The following is a 16,139-nucleotide window of genomic DNA, read 5'->3' on the forward strand; positions in this document are numbered from 1 at the left end:
CCAAATTTTGAAGGTAACCATCATGGCTAAAACAAATTCACCCTAACTGCTCTCTTTAGCCTTCGAAATTTTGCTCAGGGAAACAGGTCCAGGCAAAGAGAGTGCGTTTACTCTCGATTTTAGGACAACAGGCTTAAGTGGAATCTGTATCCCAATAATGCTAATAGGGAGAGGGTGCAGATGGGAAAAACGAAGATATTCAGCGTTGCTACAGCCATGCCTGCCTTGATGATAATCTCTATGTTCTGCTGCAGGGGGCTCAGACTCGGGAAGCGTTGAGACATAGCGTTGTGAACCATTACTTTGCTCCGGACATTCGTGCCCTGGTTCAGGGTGAGTCCAGAATCAACAGGCTTTCTGCAAAATACACACATTACCTGTTGGACGAAGGGACCCTTACCCCTGATGAAATCAAGGAAGTGAAGGTGACGCGAATTGTCAGGGACCGAGGGTTTCGGGGAGCCCTTCTTCCAGAATACGATCACCGGTGCGCCATGTGCAAAATAAGGGTGAGAACCCCGGAGGAGCACCATGTGGTGGATGCCGCCCATATCGTTCCCTTTGCCGAGACCCGCAACAACAAACTTACCAACGGCCTTTCCCTGTGCAAACTCTGCCACTGGCCCTTTGACGAGGGAATGCTTGGGATTGACAGGAATCAGACCAAATTCGAAGCGTCTCCAGCCACATGAGGGCGGCGGGAAACTCTGCGGCCAACTTGCTTGATTTAGAACATCAACCCATCGTTGAACCGAAGAATCCCATGTATTCACCTGGGGAAGAGAATCTGGCAAAGCACCGGAGTAGCGTGTTTATGAGGTAGAGTCGTGAACAGGGAATGGTGGGTGGGAAACAGATTATTTCAGATAAGAATGTGGGGGATGGGAATGGAGAGCCGCCTTTGCTATTTTGGGGCCGTTCCGGAGCATGAATGCCGCACGGGAGTGCGGCGCTCCATGGGTGCTCTTTGTGGCGGGCTGCGGGCGCGGGCAAGGAGGCCAACCGGCAGCCTTTGACTCCGCTGATAAAAAACAGGGTATGCAAGCTGGCCTTGCCGGTGTACGCCCGCCTCAGCCCTCAGCCCTCAGCCCTCAGCCCTTAGCCTTTCATCCTTAACTTATATTCAACGCCGCCCGCACTTTGGCGTAAGCCTCTTCCCGTCTCGTCCTGTTGCTTGAAAACCCGACGGTGACCCTGGGGGTGTCGAAGTCTTTGGTGTTGAGGTGGATGAGGTACTTCATGTGGTTTCCCATGGCATAATCTTCCCATTCGATGCTTGAGACGTCGCTGAACTCAAGGACCTTGCCTTTGCCGATTCTTCCGGCGAAGATTTTACCGCTGGTTCTGTCGATGGCAATGCCGTTTTCGCCGTAGCTTGCCACGTATTCGGGGGTGATGTTCATTGAGTTGACGTGATTTGTGAAACGGTCTTTTTCCCGTTTGCCGTCCCAGATCAGGTAGGCAAGGGAGGCGATGATCGAGACAAGGATGGGAATCCACAGGTTCTGGCTTGCAGAGTAGGATACCTGGGCGAGGATGATGGCTGTGGCCTTGAAGCTTGCCACGGCAACAAGGGGCAGGACGACAATCACTTTAAGCAGAGTTTTGAGGATAAACATGTTTTTCCTTACGTTGGTTATGAATAAGCCCCGTTACGCGGGGGAATCAACAGCATGTCCAGGGGGCGGAAGGCCCCTGGAAGGGAACAGATACCCGTGAAAGGGAACCTGTGTCAAGGCAGATGTTGCCTTACCGGAAAAGAAGTACTGTCAAGCCCTTCGGCGTGTGACATACCCCACACCAGGGGTTTTTTTTCTGAAAAAAGGCAAGCCGTCCCGGGGAGGAAAAAATGTGTGCGGTAAAGCCAGGCAATGCCGTGAAAAATAGGAGACCTGTGCGGAAGGTTCCCAGTAACGTCCGGGCGGGGGTGTTTGACTTTTCTCAAAAAAGGAGTAGGAACATAAGGGGCCCGGGTGACGGGGCCGTGATTACCATCTCAAACCGAAGGAGCTCGCCATATGCCAAGTGATACCGTCGAAACAACGATACCGTCCAGCACCCCGGGTGTGGATCTGTTTGTGGCCGTTAATCGGATCGAAGCCGCCAGGGCCGTGGTGGTCATCGTCCATGGCCTGGCAGAGCACCTGGGCCGGTACGACCTGGTGACCAGCGAGCTTAACGAGGCGGGATGTTCGGTGTACCGGTTCGACAACCAGGGCCACGGGCGCTCCGGGGGCGAGCGGGGCTACCTGGACAATTTTCAGTCGTTCATCGACGATGCGGACCTGCTTGTTGAAAAAGCCAGAGAGGAAAACCCGGGGCTTCCCGTGTTTATGCTGGGGCACAGCATGGGCGGGTTCATCACGGCGGCCTATGGGGTGAAATACCCGGGCAAGCTCAAGGGCCAGGTGCTCTCCGGGGCGGCGGTGATCCAGCTGCCATTGTTCGAGGCCTTCAAGGATGTCGATTTTGAGAAGGAGCCCCGCGTGAAGGTTCCCAACGCCCTGTCCGAACTCATCTGCCGGGACAAGGCCGTGGTGACGGCCTACGACGAAGATCCCCTGGTACTCAAGGAGACCTGCCAGAAACTCCTGGGAGAGGTGTTCATCAACGGCGCCGGGTGGTTGACGGGGAAACTGCCGGAGTACGCGTACCCCTGCATGATTCTCCACGGCGACGATGACCAGATTGTCACACCGGATGCCTCCCGCTACATGGCGGACCACATCGCTTCACAGGACAAGACCCTCAAGATGTACCCCGGTTTTTTCCATGAGATTTTAAACGAGACCGGACGAGACGAGGTGGTGGCGGACATTACCGAGTGGATCTGGGCGCGCCTTGGCTAACCCGGATATGTCATGAAAAAACGGTCGGGGAAAACCCATAAGGTGGCCGCGATCGGTTTGTTCGGTGTGTTGATTTTCTGTTGATAAAAATGCAGCGCGAATCTGATTTCCCTTGCAGCCGAGGGAATCGAAAAAGGCCCTCTGGATGCGAATCCGGAGGGCCTTTTTTTGATGATGAAACAAAAGGGGAACAGGGTAATGCCCCAATGGCGTCTACAGGCTCACCTTGAACGCGTAGCCCACATCCAGTTCGAGGTTTTTGCCGTTTCTGGCGGTGGTGTTGGCAAGGGTGTCGCAGCGTTCGTTTTCCGGGTGGCCGGCATGGCCCTTGACCCACTGGAAACGGACGGCAAGGGGAGCGCAGAGGTCGAGGAGCTTGGCCCAGAGGTCGGTGTTGACGGCGGGCTTGCCGTCGGACTTTTTCCAGCCCCTTTTGCGCCAGCCTTCGGCCCAGCCCTTGGAGATGCCGTTGACCACATAGGAGGAGTCGGTGGTGATGACCAGGGGACGCTTGGTGGAACCGATGTGTTCCAGGGCCTTGATGCAGCCCATGAGCTCCATGCGGTTGTTGGTGGTGTAACCGTAGCCGCCCTGGAGTTCCGTGCGCTTTTTGCCGTCCACGATCACCACGCCGTAGCCCCCGGGGCCGGGGTTGCCGATGGCGCCGCCGTCACTGTAGATGTGCAGGGTTTTTCCGTCGCCTTTGGGCCGCGGTGCCACCGTTTTTTTAACGGGGGCCTCCTTGGGCTTGCAGCGCTTGCGCACCACGGTGTTGTAGGAGGGTTTCTTGCACCAGCTTTCGGCCTCTTCCCGGGTTGTGAAGCTTTTATACATGGCCCCTTCAAACCCCGAAACCTGGGATTGAGCGTCTGGCCAATTGGTGTAAATGCCGGGCACACGGCCTACTGCGACGGCATAAAATTTCATTGATGCCACGTGATAATCCTTTCGTCGCAACGAAACAGGCGACGGTGGGTTTTTTTAGAATTCAATGGCCGGTACGGCCGCGTCTGGCAGGGATCTCTGCCGAGGAAGAAGATTGCTCCGAGAAGAGCGCCTTTTCCTTTTATCCCCCTTGAACCCAGAAGTCCAGAAATATGGTGCGTGTTTTTGAGGCGAATCGCGGATTTCGAAGAACAGTTCCCTCAGGGCTGTGTTTTGGCCTTCCCTCAGGGCTGGTTTTTAGCAGATGCGGAATTCCTCTTGACGGCTTCACTGGTTTTCGCCTATTTTGGGCCCGTCGAGCCAATGTAGCTCAGTTGGCAGAGCAGCTCACTCGTAATGAGCAGGCCCGCGGTTCGAATCCGCGCATTGGCTCCACACCACGAAACATCCCAAGCCCGAAGATCCCGACAGAGGATCATCGGGCTTTTTTTGTGGTGGAAAACGCCCGCCCCGCTGGTTGACAGCCCTTGTTTTGAACGATATCACATTGTAAGCTTTTTCCGCCGGTTTGGGAAAAGAAATCGCCCCGGACGTCCCTTTGTCCTGCCGTCCTTGTCCCTCCGGCCCGTAGTGCCCAGACCCGTTTGCCCGTTGATCCGGTATTTACCCTCATCTGCGCTGTCGCCCGGAGGCACCCATGCTCGTCGTTCCACTGACCGGAAAGCTGACCCTCAAGAACCTGCCGGTGGTCACCATCTCACTGATCGTGCTGAATTGCGCGGTCTTTTTTTTTACCAACCAGGCCGACCAGGACGCGTATAACGCCGCCATGGCGCACTACGAGGCGTCGGGGCTTTATCAGACCGAGGTGACAGCCTACCGCGAATACCTGGGGGGCGACGAAGGGGAGAGTGGGCCATGCCGACATGCCGTGGACCCGGAGTCCCAGGCGTTTCCGGAATGCTACAGCCAGATGGTGAAGGATGAGGCGTTTCAGCGGGAGCTTACAGCTAACCGGGTGATCTCCCCGGGTATGGACGGCTACAGGCGCTGGCGCCTGAACAGGGACATTTTTGAGGACTCCCTGAACAAGATGACCTCCCGACGGTGGGGCCTGATTCCGGACAAGCCCAGGGCCCTGACCTGGGTAACCTGTATGTTTCTCCACGGAGGCCTGGTCCATCTTGTGGGCAACATGATTTTTCTGTGGCTGGTGGGGTGCGCCCTGGAGCTGGGCATCGGCAGCCTGGCCTACGGCATCGGGTACGTGGTGACGGGTGTCTGTTCAGCCGTTCTTTTCGGGCTGGTGTACAGCACGAGCACCACACCCCTGGTGGGGGCCTCCGGGGCCATCGCCGGGCTCATGGGGGCGTTCTCCCTTCTGTTCGGCAGGCGCAAAATCCGGGTGTTCTATTCTCTGGGATTTTATTTCAACACGGTGTGGGCCCATGCCTGGCTTCTGTTTCCCGTGTGGGTGGCCTGCGAGGTGGGGCAACTGGTCTTCGGAGGTGTGTCTCATGTGGCGTATATGGCTCACATCGGCGGGCTGATTTCCGGGGGACTGTGCGCCCTTTTCTTTACCCATGTGCTCAAGGGGCAGGTCAAGGAGGTGTTTGACACGGAACCGGAGGAGGACCGGGTCACCGTGTTGATGGACGAGGCCCTGGCCTGCATGGCACAGCTTGATGTGGCCGGTGCGAAAACGGCCCTGGAATCGGTGCTCGCCCTGGAATCCGGGCATCCCAAGGCCCTGGAGCAGCTCTACACCCTTGCCCGGAATACCCCCAACGACCCCGCTTACCATCAGACGGCCGTGGCGGTGCTCACGGCCATGCTCCGCCACAACGCCCTGCCCGAAGCCGTGCTCAGTACCTATGACGATTACGTGGAACGCTTTGTCCGTGGTCTTCCTCCCTCCCTTCTACCCCGCCCTTGCCGGGTTTTTCCCCGGTCACGGTGGAAGCCATGCGATCGGTTTCTCATGATGCTCACCCGCAAAGCCCCGAACCTTGCGGGTCTTCCCGATGCCCTCCTGCGGCACGCCACCCACTTCAAGCAAAAGGGGGACGACGCACATTGCAGACGTTTCCTTGCTGTGCTCCGGGAGCAGTTTCCCGACTCCGCCGAAGCCGCCCTGGTTCAGAGAACCATGGGGGAGCTGGTGACGTAAGGATAGCTCGAAGCCTGTGGGCGAGCTTGCACAAACCACCAGGGCAATCTGCTTTCGAGGTGGCTCACCCCGCCGCCGGAGGCAGGCTTTAACTTTACATCACATAACCGAAAGGTAGTTTCTCACCTGGGGGGCGATGTCGTGCTCCGGGAATTTTTTGAGGATGCCGTTCAGCAGCTTGAGCGCTTTGTCGTGCTGGTGTAGCCGGTCGTTTAAGATGCGGGCGGCCCGGAACCAGATGGCGGGCAGCATGGGGTCGTCCGGGTGGTTTCGGATGGCTCGCTGGAGGATGGCGATGGCCTGTTCCGGGGAGACCCGGTCGCTGGTCCAGGTGCCGATGTGGTAGAGGATGCCTGCCGAGGGGACAAAGTCCGGGTCCGCTTCCATGCAGGCGGCATAGGCGGCTAAGGCCTCCTCTTTTTTTCCTGCGGTGATGAGCTCGTCAAGGTGGGTGTGGCCGTGGGCCGTCAGCTTTTCAGTGTGTCCAAGCATGTTCAGCAGGCTGAAGTATTTTTCCGAGAGCTCCGGTGTGGGCAACTCTCCTTTCTGTGCCTTGATCTCCCCGATATATGCCAGGGCGTCCTCCAGTCGGCCTTCCCGCAGCAGGAAGGTGACCTGCTTGAGCTGCGGGTCTTCCACGGTTTTTTCTTCTGCGGCCTTCATGGGTGTGGCGGCGGCCTTGAAGTTTTCCTGGGCCACGTCGTACCCGATGGATTCATGGTACTGGAGGGTGACGTAGCCCATGAGGTGGTAGGAGACCAGGCTGTAGTACCCGCTGACGACGCAGGTGAGGGCACTCAGAAAGTTGGGGGAAACATGGGGGGCCAGGCGGCCGACCACCAGGGCAGGGGCGCCCCAGAGGATGGTGAGGAGACCGAACATGCCCAGGTACCCCTTGCCGATGCGGGTGGCCAGGCGGATAAAGGCGTTGGGGTTCACCGCGTGGAGTACCCGGTTGGAGGTGGCCAGCAGGATGATGATGGCCGGGACGCAGAGGATGATAACGACCAGCAGAAGGTAGGCGGCGGTCTGGCCTGCGATGGTAACGACAAAGGCGTATGGCACGATGAGGAGAAAGGCCACCAGCCCCTGTTTCAGCACAATGACGATGCTGCTGCCCAAAGGAATACCGTCCATGGGCGGCGGGGTCAGGTCTCCGCTGCTTGTGGTGGTCAGGGCCAAGTATGCGTACCGGAGGACCAGGGCCGAACTGGAGATGCTTACGAGCACTCCCGGGAGGCTCTCCGGGTCAAAGATGTAGTGAAGCAGGCCCAGCACCCCCAGAAAGAGGAGGATCTTTGTGGTCAGGGGGTAGAGGAAAAAGTGGGGCAGCCTTTCCCAGTAAGGGACGATGGCGTTCTGGGCACCTATCCAGTCCATCTCCCGGTTGCACTTCGGGCAGAGGGTGATCTGACGGTCGACGGTGAGGGTGCGATGGGTGCTGGTTTTTACGCAGGCATTGCAGAAGGTGCCGCCGCAGAGGGGGCAGCTCCAGTGGGCAGGGTCGTGGGGGTGGTGGAGACAGTAAGTGGTCATGGGCCCTTGCTCGGTCTGATGTCGTGGTCCGGTTGGCGATACGTACTGTTCTTGGATGGTTGGTGTTATTGGTCATAGCACAGGTATTTGTGCAGGGTAAACACCGTATGGGAAAGATGCTGCTGTTTTGGGGGGCTGCGGGAGAAGGGTGCGGTTCGGCGCGTTGGAGGGACAAAACAAAAAAGGGGCGCTGTCGGGAGGAGGGACAGCGCCCCCTTTTATTCGGGTTGTCATAGGTCAGGTGATGTCATCGCGACAAGGTGCGGCGTTGAGCCGGCCCCGGACGAAGGGCTTGGATCAGGCCACCTGCCTGGACTCCACAGTCCGGCGGTAGTGGACAATGTCCTCCACCGTAAGGACCGGGAACCCGTGTTTCTTTCCGAAGTCTACCAGGTCGGGAAGGCGGGCCATGGTGCCGTCTTCTTTGGTGAGCTCGCACAGGACCCCGGTGGGCTTGAGCCCTGCCAGGCGGCAGAGGTCCAGATCCGCGCCTCCTCCCTGGTGTGGCCGCCGCGCTCCAGTACGCCCCCTTTTTTGGCTTTCAAGGGAAAGACGTGGCCGGGCCGGTTGAGGTCGTCGGGGTGGGCGTTGTCCGCGATGGCCGCCTTGATGGTGGTGACGCGGTCCTTGGCCGAAACACCGGTGGTGACGCCCTCGGCGGCCTCGATGGTGAGGGTGAAGGCGGTGCCGTACTGGGAGCTGTTGGCCGGAACCATCTGGGGCAGGTCCAGCTGGTAGGTCATCTCCGGGGTGAGGCAGAGGCAGACAATGCCGGAGCACTCCCGGATCATCAGGGCCATCTGGGCATCGGTGATCTTTTCGGCGGAAAAGATCAGGTCGCCTTCGTTTTCACGGTCTTCGTCGTCGGCAACAAGGATACCGTTGCCGTTTCGAAGGGCTTCAAGGGCCTTTTCAACCCGTTCAATGGGGTTGCCAAACTGTTCGAGAAGATTCTGATTCATGGAAAAACCTCCAGATAATGTTTAACCCGACTCCTAAAGGCACGCATGGGACCAGACGAAAAAATCATGCACCAGGGTCGAGGATTTCCAGAATCAGGGCTAACGGAAGGGGTGTGGGCAAAAGGACCATCCTTTGCCGCACGCGTCGAAAGGCATCACGAAACAGGGCACAACGAAAAATCAATTTCGTTCAGGCCCCGTATGGGGACATCCTATCCTCTTCCATCCGGACTGTAACCGTCGGCTCCGGAATTTCACCGGATCTGCTGTCCCCTCGCCGGTGATGAACCGGAAAGAGCGCTCGCGGGCTTGCCATTGAGGCTTACCGCCGGTGGGGAATTTCACCCCGCCCTGAGAATAAGTGGCACCCATTAAACGCCTGATTGCCCCCTTTGTCAATGGGTATTCTGACGCTCCGGTTGCCAAACGTATTGAAAAAATATATAATTGTTGCATATATCCCATTGAAAACAGGTTTCTTTTTTCTCTTGCCGGGGCGGTGCGCCGCCTTGCTCTCCACGACCCTGTTTGCGCCTGCTCCCAGCCCTTTCGGGCTCTGTTCCAGCGACCTGCACAAGCGATTCTTTCCCTTTCCCATTCCTGCCCGGGCCCTGTGCCCGCCTTGAACCTGGTGCGATTGGCAACCGGCCGGACCGACGCGCCGCGGTCCGCCGACACCTTCGGGGCCGACATTCACAAGGGGAGACCGACCTCTTTGGTTCTGCCCGTGTCACGGCCCCGGACCCTTACCGGAATATACCTACGATCCCCAAGAAAACGGGATGAATTGGAGGCAAACCATGAACCACGACATGCAGGAGACCCTGACCAAACTCATCGGCGGCAAGGCAGAGAGCCTCGTCCATCATGCCGACGCCTTTCTGGACTTCTGGTCCGTCCTTGAGCCCGATGATCGCCAGGTGGCGCTGAAGGATCTTATGACCCGTTACCGGCTCCCCGCCTTTCGGACCGAAGACCCCATCTACGGGGGCGGCTTGTCCCAGGAGCGGATGAAAGAGCTCACCGGAAAGGTGGGGAGCATGGTGGACGCCACCTTGGGCAGCATCCTTTCCAACCGCATGGAGCCGGACTCGGCCGCCGCAGAGGTGCAAAAGCTTCTGGAAGGCCGGGAAGAGAAGGACGAGCAGGTGTTCTGCCTGGCCGGGATCCTCTCCTCCAACGTGGTCCCCTACGCCGTGGTGCCGGAGTTCAAGACCCAGCTCACCAACGAGATGTACCAGGCGCTGCTTAAGGAGCTCTCCGAAGGGGTCTCCCGCATTCGCATCGCCTCCGGGGTCTCCAAGAACGCCGCAGAGATGGCGGACCTTGTGCTTTCGGTGCTGGACCAGGAGATGGACTGGGAGAAGAAGGTGGCGCTTCTGGCTTACTTTATCGTGCTTCGTGAGCGTACGGTGATGGCGGGCAAGGGGGCACGTTCAGGCAACGGCGGCAAAGAGAGCGCGGAGTGAGGGCGCGGCCCGTGGGGTGCCTTGCATTGGGGCTCCACGGGTCACCACACCCAGGACCAGAGAACGGAGATGCTTCCGTACTTGAAGCTGCCGGTATCCTCCGGGGAGTCGTTCCAGGGGTACCGGTTGCCCGAGTAGTTGTTGTACTGAACGGAGACGGTGCCGGGGTGCCAGTCGAAGTAGCCGAACCCGTAGGTGTAGTCGGGATCCCAGGGCTGCTGCTGGTCCGGCCGGGGGTAGTAATAGCAGGTGATGGTGGCGTACCACCATTTGTAGATGGTGTACTTGAGGGTTAAAGAGAGGCTCTGTTTCCAGCTTTTCTCCTCGCCGGACGCGAGGTCGGAGTAGGTGGGGGTGAGGTTGTAGTTGATGCCGCCGCCCAGGCCGCCGGTGGGGTGGACGATGAAGAGCTCTTCAATGCTGCGGGGGATGAGGAATTTCCAGCCAAGGGAGTAGGTGCCGCTTGAAAAGTCGGTGACCTTCTCCCCTTTTTCTTTGTCCGGGTTGAGTCGGTTGCCTCCGTAATTGGCGTAGGTGAGGCTGAAGGTGTAGGGGTGCCAGTCGTCGTAGCCGAAGACGTAGGAAAAATCAGGGTCCCAGGGAGCTCTACAGTCCGGGCACCAGGGGTTGCTCTCATCGAAATTCAGGTACCCGTAAAAGGTCACCGAAGCAAACCAGTAGCTGAGGGGGTTGTACTTGAAGGTGGCCGATACCGTGGCCTTTCGAAAGCCTGATTCTGTCTGGGTGCCGTCCGGCCCCCGGGACTCTTCCACGGTGTCGGCAAGGGGGTAGTTGAAGGCGACGTTGCCGCTGAAGCCGGAAAAGAGGTTGCGCCACTCCGAGTCGTGCTCTTTCTCCATAAGATCGTTTAAGGGCATGGAAAAGGAGCTCAAGGCCGCGTGGTAAATCTCCTGGGCTGTTTCGCCCCGGCAGGGCACGTGGAACAGCAGGACCAGAACCAGGGCGGCGAAGCTTGCTGCCCATGGGAGACGGGGACTACACAAACTCAACTCCCAGCATGGTGACGTCGTCCCCCAGGGGTTCGTTCTCTCCGAAGTTCATCATGTCCTCGTGGGTGCGGGTGAGCAGTTCGTCTATGGGCAGGTGCTTGTGGGCGTCCAGGGTCTCCTGGAGGCGCTGGTCTCCGTAAAACTCCCCCAGAAGGTTACGGGATTCGGTCATGCCGTCGGTGTAGAGGATGAGTTTGTTGCCCGGGCGGAGGCGGATGGTCTCCTCTTCAAAGGGGATGATGCCCCCCATGCCCACGATGGTGCCTCCTTCGGTGAGAAGGGTTGGAGGGCCGTCCGGGTGGAGGAGGATGGGGGCGGGATGGGCGGCGTTGCTGTAGGTCAGGTGGCCGGTCTTGAAGTTGATGATGAGGTAGACTGCTGTAAAGTACTTGTCGAATCGCTCCATGGGGTACTCTTCGTCCAGGGCCTGAAGCACCTCCGACGGAGAGGTGAGGCTGTAGCGGGGCGGGTCGTCCTGCTTTTTTTTCACAAGCATGCCGCTCTGGGCGTTGAGACGCTGGGACACGGATACCGTCACCAGGGCAGAGGGCACCCCGTGGCCGCTGACATCCAGGATGTAGAGCCCCATGTGGTCCTCGTCCAGGCGAAAGACGTTGAAGATGTCCCCGCCGATGCTCTGGCAGGGGATAAACCCACGGCGAAGGCGCAACCCCTCGACGTTGGGTGCGGACTGGGGAAGCAGGCTCTCCTGGATCCCGGCGGCCGCCTTCAGGTCGATCTCCAGCTCCTGCTGGGAAGCCAGAAGCTTGCGGTTGAGGGCGGCGAGCTGTCGCTGGGACTGGGAGAAGTGCAGGATGATGGTTTTCAGCACCCGGTTGTTGAGGTCGTGGTCTTTCTTCTCCGTACGGTAGCGTACGGCGGCCTTGTAGACGTTGTAGGCCATGTCCCGTTTGAGCTTGAACCCGCTGAGTTCCGGGAAGCCCAGCTCTTCTATGTTCATCAGGTGTCTCCTTCGTCTGTAATGATCCTGTCGATGCCCACCCCGTCAAGGTTGATGAGCCTCTCTCCGATGGCCCGGAAGTCCTGCTCCATGGGGATCACGCTGCCGTGCTGGGGAGCCACCATGCCTGCGGGGGTCTTCAAAATCTGCCGGATGGCGTGCCTCAAAGCCTTGCCCGAGGGCATGATCATCTGGTGGAAGGTGAGAATGTCGGTGATGGGGCAGTAGTCCCTGCCCTTGGGGCAGTCGTCCAGGTGCTTGCAGGTCCTGCATTCGTCGTCCAAGCCGATGAAGAGCTCCCATTGACTGCCGTAGCTGCCGAACAGATCGCTGGTAAAGGCCACGCCGCTCAACTCGTCGTAGGTGATGAAGCTGCCTGCGCTGTGGGCATACGGGGTTCGGATGAACTCCAGCACGCGTCCCGACGAAAAGGTGAACCGGTCGTTGTAGTCTGCGATGTCTATGAGGGTTGCCGACGGGCCGTAGTGCCGGATGAAGAAGTTGTTCTCCAGGGCCGACATGATGCGCAGGTCCTTCCGCTCGATGATGTCTTCGTAATCGGAGACGCTGCCGCAGAGGTCCGGGTCGTCGTGGTGGTCATAGAGCACCGAATGGCCGAGGGGTTGGTTCCGGTTTTGAGGATCTTTGTCATGACCGTGGGAAAATCGGGACGGCTGCCTCCGTCGATGACCACGGCTTCGTCGCCGTCCACGATGAGGTAGGGGTTGCAGTGCAGCCCGGTTTCCTCGTCGTAAAAGCCTACCCAGTAGATGCTTTCGGCGATTTTGATGGGGTCGTCGTAGTTGAGGTTGAGGTTGATGGTGTTGATCATGGAAAGACTCCTTGTGTTAAAAATGGGGTGGACCCTCGTTTCATGTAAAGCATCGCCTCAAGAATGACGGCGTTGGTGTTGATGTTCCGGGAGGTGTTGATGGTGCCGTCCGGGTATTTCCCCGCGTAGAAGCCGTAGCGGGGGTGCTTCAGGCCGACGACGGCCTGGCGAAGGGCGGTGGCGTAGGCGTCGTCAAAAAGGACGCTCCAGCCCAGGGCCGCCTTGGTGGAGAGGGAGAAAAAGTCGTCGGCCGGGGCGCCGTCGTGGGTGACGCAGGCCCAGGGGGTGCCCTCGTAATAGACATTGGTGTAGACAAACCAGGGCGCTTTGCTCACGGCGTCTTCGTTCACCGCCGTCACCTCTTCGCTCTTGAGCCAGCGCCTTCGCTGGATGTCGTAGACCTTACGGGTGAGGTCCGAAAAGGTATCGTCGATGAGACCCAGCTCCATGGCGGCCATGACAAAGGGGTCGCTGGTGAAAAATGCCTTGTTCCGGGTGTCGTGGAGAATCTTCTTTTCCAAAATGGTGACCGTGTCCGTCTCCTTGTAATCCAGGGCCTTTCGCACATCCAGATCGAAGAGGGCCACCCCCGTGGCTGCGTATTGCTCGTAGCCCAGGCGTCCTTCCTGCCGAAGCCACTCTTTCTCTCCGTTAAACAGCATGCCGTTGAGTTCCCGGTATTGAACCAGGCGGTCAAAGGTCCACCGGTCCACCACCTTGTCCACCATGGGTGCAAAGTCCGGGTACCAGGCCGCGGTGATCTTGAGCCAGATGAGGAGCCTGCCGATGTCCAGGGCCGACCACCCGCTGCCCACGCTGCTGGGCCTGCTGCCAAGATCCGTCATTTCTCCGGTCTTTGTCATGTATTCCCGGTTGGGAAGCTCGTTGTTGTAGAGTTCCACAACCTGGAGGGTCTCTAAAAACCGGGTGATCTTCTGTTTCCCTTCCGTGGGCCCGATGATGCCGAGCTGCATGGCACAGGCAAAGGCGGCCAGGGTGCTCCCCAGGTCCCAAAGGGTGGCGTAGGGGTAGTTGTGCACGGAGTTCACCAGGCCGGTGTTGGTCTGGTAGTTTTCGATGACATAGCGCCAGGCCGTGCGGGAGATCTCCAGGTCCTCGGCGGTGAACCCCTCGGCTTTCCGGATGTTGCCCCGGGTGGTGAAGGGCATGGGGGCCGCCTTGGGGGCTGTCTCGACCACCGTGGCGTCCGCCTCCGGCACGTCTTGGACCGGGGACGCGGCAAGGGGCTCCTCCCTGACGGGCGGCGGTGGTAACGGAGGCACGTCCGTGGGTACCGTCTCGGTGGCGGGGGGCGGGATCATCCCCTTGCCCGGAAGTCCCTCTGTCTTGGGCTGTGACGCCGCCTCTGCTGCCAGGGAGCCGTGGCGGGTCCCTTTTTGGTCCACGGGAGCCTGTGTCTCGCGGACGGCAAGGGCCTGGGGCCGGGGAAAGTAATTCCGAGTGACCCGGATCTCGGGTTCGTCGTCGGCCACGTCCCGTACCTGGAGTCCTGCTTTCGGGCCGCTGTAGGTCAGGAGACCCAGGCCCTCCACCATGTCCATGAGCCGCCGCTGGGGATCGTTTCCAGACAGGGGCAGGCTGCCCGAAAGGCCCGCCTTCAGCCGGGTGTCGATGGCGTGGGCCTCCAGGCGAAGGGCCTCCTGCTGGGCCTCCCAGGAGGTGTTGCTCTCCAGGAAGTAGCGCACGGCAGCCGACCAGGTGACGTAGGCCCTGGCGTTGTTCGCCTTTTCAAAGGCGATGGAGGCAAATACGTTGAAACAGGCGGTCAGGCGAAGAGTTTCCTGGTCCCGGGACCGCTTGAGGTGGGTCTCGCCGTCGGCCACCCAGGTCTGGGCCGCGCGTTCCCAGGCCTCTTCTTCTGCATGGCGGAATCCGTCTTCAAAGGGAGACGGATCGGACAGGGGACCGGCCGCAGCGGTCCAGGCCCACAGGAGCAGGCACAGCCCAAGGAGCCACGGGCCAGGGCGTCTTTGGCCGCCATGGGGGCTTGCTTGGGTTACGGGACGCATCCTGTTCGCTCCAGGGGCAGGCATTTGCCCTCCTCGGTAAAGGGGTTTTCCACGTTGAGGTCGTAATAGGGCCTGGGAAACGCTTCATTGGGGTCGACGCAGGCCGAAAGCTTGCCGTCGGCCTTGTAAAACAGGGTTTCCAGCACCGCGGCGTTGGTGCCTGCGGTGATGAGCTTCATGTGGTTCCCGGTGTTCTCCATGCGGCCTTCGTACCACCCTTTTTCCGGGTCGTTGAGGCAGTGGAGCAGCTCCATGAGCCGGTCGGTGTACGGCGTCTCCCAGAGGCCCCACATGGCAAAGGCGGCCCGGGTGGAGACCAGGGCCTGCTCCTTGTGGTAGGTGCCGCTGTCCGAGATGACGTTCCACGGGTACCCGGCGGCAAAGATGGAGTCGTAGACAAAGTAGGGCGGCCCGGCCACCTGGTGATCGGTGCGGGCGGTGAAGACGTGGTCGTTTTCAAACCGCGCCTCCTGGACCCGGTAGATGGCGTCGGCGATGGTTGCCATGTCCGTGTCGCTGTGGATGCTGTCCCACCCCTGCCTCTGGTCGGTGCGGTCCCAGTTGAACTCCAGGCCGTCCAGAAGGTAGCCCATGCTCAGCACCGGGGCGTAAGTGCCTGTCTCCCGGACATCCCGGCTGTCGTAGGGAAACTCGATCCCGTACAGGGTGGCCTTTTCAAAGGGCTCGATGCGGGAGGCCTGGGTCGTGTCAAACCCCCAGAGCTGATAGCCCCTGGCACAGTACTCCTCGTAACCCAGGCGCCCCTCCTGGAAGGTGTCCACGGCGTTGTGTACCTTGAGGCCGCCGTAGAGGGTCCCGCAGTTGTCCACCACCCGGCAGAAGGTCCAGCGGAGCACGGCTTTGTCGATGTACTCCGAGTAGATGGGGTAGCGGCACTTGACGATGTAGAGCCAGGACAGAAGCCTTCCTAAATCCATGGCCGACCAGCCGATTTCGCCCGGCTGGTTGGTGTAGTCCACCATGGCCCCGGTCTGGGTGTTGTAGACCTTGTTGGGGAGCTCGTTAAAGCACAGGGGCATGGTGTTGAAAAAGTGCATCAGGCGGCTGAGCCGCTCGTCAAACTCGCACGGGGTGATGATGTCGAGCTCCCGGGCCGAGACCATGGCCCCCAGGTAGTCCGCCGTGTGCCACATGGTGGTGGCGGGATAGCGGTCCACGGAGTTGACAAGCCCCGTCTTGGGGTTGTGGTTGTTCTCAAAGTATCGCCAGGCGATTTTGGCCCAGGTCTCTTCCTGTTCTGTGAGCTCCCCGTGGCGCCCCTGGTGAAACAGGTTGGAGTTGGCCGTGGCCGAGACCCCCCGGTCCACCCCGCGGACGATGACCCCGCAGCCCGTCATGGCTCCAAGCATGAGCAGCAGCAGGCCGAGCAGCATGGGGCCAAAAAGGGGAACGCGGGCCATGGGCTCTCCCGTCA

At 59.6% G+C, this 16,139-nt stretch carries 13 protein-coding genes, 1 tRNA gene, 1 pseudogene and 1 riboswitch; of the genes and pseudogenes, 5 read left to right on the plus strand and 10 right to left on the minus strand.

Annotated features, from left to right (window positions below):
• Positions 1-290: 290 nt before the first annotated feature.
• The gene (locus ACOYW2_RS00255; RefSeq protein ID WP_482768978.1) at positions 291-692 is read left to right on the plus strand and encodes an HNH endonuclease; all 402 of its coding nucleotides are present in this window, start codon (positions 291-293) and stop codon (positions 690-692) included.
• Between the two features lie 420 nt (positions 693-1,112).
• On the opposite strand, the gene ACOYW2_RS00260 is transcribed toward ACOYW2_RS00255, so the two are convergent.
• On the minus strand, positions 1,113-1,619 hold the full coding sequence (locus ACOYW2_RS00260; RefSeq protein ID WP_482768979.1) for a hypothetical protein: 507 nt from the start codon (positions 1,617-1,619) through the stop codon (positions 1,113-1,115).
• Positions 1,620-2,018: 399 nt separating this feature from the next.
• Between ACOYW2_RS00260 and ACOYW2_RS00265 the strand changes: the two genes are divergently transcribed.
• On the plus strand, positions 2,019-2,849 hold the full coding sequence (locus ACOYW2_RS00265) for a lysophospholipase (protein WP_482768980.1): 831 nt from the start codon (positions 2,019-2,021) through the stop codon (positions 2,847-2,849).
• Between the two features lie 213 nt (positions 2,850-3,062).
• On the opposite strand, the gene rnhA is transcribed toward ACOYW2_RS00265, so the two are convergent.
• Complete coding sequence (gene rnhA / locus ACOYW2_RS00270) at positions 3,063-3,776, minus strand: ribonuclease HI (RefSeq protein WP_482771106.1); 714 nt, start codon at positions 3,774-3,776, stop codon at positions 3,063-3,065.
• Positions 3,777-4,093: 317 nt separating this feature from the next.
• On the opposite strand from rnhA, the gene ACOYW2_RS00275 reads away from it, so the two are divergent.
• Positions 4,094-4,169: transfer RNA gene (locus tag ACOYW2_RS00275), tRNA-Thr, on the plus strand.
• A gap of 262 nt (positions 4,170-4,431) precedes the next feature.
• Positions 4,432-5,904: a rhomboid family intramembrane serine protease gene (locus ACOYW2_RS00280; RefSeq protein ID WP_482768981.1), complete on the plus strand. Its 1,473-nt coding sequence runs from the start codon at positions 4,432-4,434 to the stop codon at positions 5,902-5,904.
• Between the two features lie 99 nt (positions 5,905-6,003).
• Here the strand turns inward: ACOYW2_RS00280 and ACOYW2_RS00285 are convergent, their stop codons facing one another.
• The 3 genes from ACOYW2_RS00285 to ribB form a co-directional block, all read right to left on the minus strand.
• Complete coding sequence (locus ACOYW2_RS00285) at positions 6,004-7,440, minus strand: hypothetical protein (RefSeq protein ID WP_482768982.1); 1,437 nt, start codon at positions 7,438-7,440, stop codon at positions 6,004-6,006.
• A gap of 297 nt (positions 7,441-7,737) precedes the next feature.
• Positions 7,738-7,908 (minus strand): 3,4-dihydroxy-2-butanone-4-phosphate synthase, encoded by a 171-nt coding sequence (locus ACOYW2_RS00290; protein ID WP_482771107.1) that lies wholly within the window; start codon positions 7,906-7,908, stop codon positions 7,738-7,740.
• Positions 7,827-8,402, minus strand: a complete 576-nt coding sequence (ribB, locus tag ACOYW2_RS00295) for a 3,4-dihydroxy-2-butanone-4-phosphate synthase (RefSeq protein WP_482768983.1) — start codon at positions 8,400-8,402, stop codon at positions 7,827-7,829. The genes ACOYW2_RS00290 and ribB overlap by 82 nt, the downstream gene beginning before the upstream one ends.
• Before the next feature lie 210 nt (positions 8,403-8,612).
• A riboswitch (FMN riboswitch) is annotated at positions 8,613-8,765 on the minus strand.
• Positions 8,766-9,202: 437 nt separating this feature from the next.
• Here ribB and ACOYW2_RS00300 point away from each other — a divergent pair.
• Positions 9,203-9,871 carry a hypothetical protein gene (locus tag ACOYW2_RS00300; protein WP_482414734.1) on the plus strand — a complete coding sequence of 223 codons (669 nt, stop codon included), beginning with the start codon at positions 9,203-9,205 and terminating at the stop codon, positions 9,869-9,871.
• Positions 9,872-9,912: 41 nt separating this feature from the next.
• Here the strand turns inward: ACOYW2_RS00300 and ACOYW2_RS00305 are convergent, their stop codons facing one another.
• The 5 genes and pseudogenes from ACOYW2_RS00305 to ACOYW2_RS00325 form a co-directional block, all read right to left on the minus strand.
• Positions 9,913-10,875: a hypothetical protein gene (locus ACOYW2_RS00305; RefSeq protein ID WP_482768984.1), complete on the minus strand. Its 963-nt coding sequence runs from the start codon at positions 10,873-10,875 to the stop codon at positions 9,913-9,915.
• Positions 10,868-11,842 carry a PP2C family protein-serine/threonine phosphatase gene (locus tag ACOYW2_RS00310; RefSeq protein WP_482768985.1) on the minus strand — a complete coding sequence of 325 codons (975 nt, stop codon included), beginning with the start codon at positions 11,840-11,842 and terminating at the stop codon, positions 10,868-10,870. Before ACOYW2_RS00310 ends, ACOYW2_RS00305 begins: the two co-directional genes overlap by 8 nt.
• Positions 11,842-12,674 (minus strand): annotated as a pseudogene (locus ACOYW2_RS00315) (oxygen-binding di-iron domain-containing protein). Before ACOYW2_RS00315 ends, ACOYW2_RS00310 begins: the two are co-directional and overlap by 1 nt.
• Positions 12,671-14,704: a DUF3131 domain-containing protein gene (locus ACOYW2_RS00320; protein ID WP_482768986.1), complete on the minus strand. Its 2,034-nt coding sequence runs from the start codon at positions 14,702-14,704 to the stop codon at positions 12,671-12,673. Before ACOYW2_RS00320 ends, ACOYW2_RS00315 begins: the two are co-directional and overlap by 4 nt.
• Positions 14,692-16,125 (minus strand): DUF3131 domain-containing protein, encoded by a 1,434-nt coding sequence (locus tag ACOYW2_RS00325; protein WP_482768987.1) that lies wholly within the window; start codon positions 16,123-16,125, stop codon positions 14,692-14,694. Before ACOYW2_RS00325 ends, ACOYW2_RS00320 begins: the two co-directional genes overlap by 13 nt.
• Positions 16,126-16,139 lie beyond the last annotated feature (14 nt).

The organism is Desulfoluna sp. CLI2B, assembly GCF_056847375.1.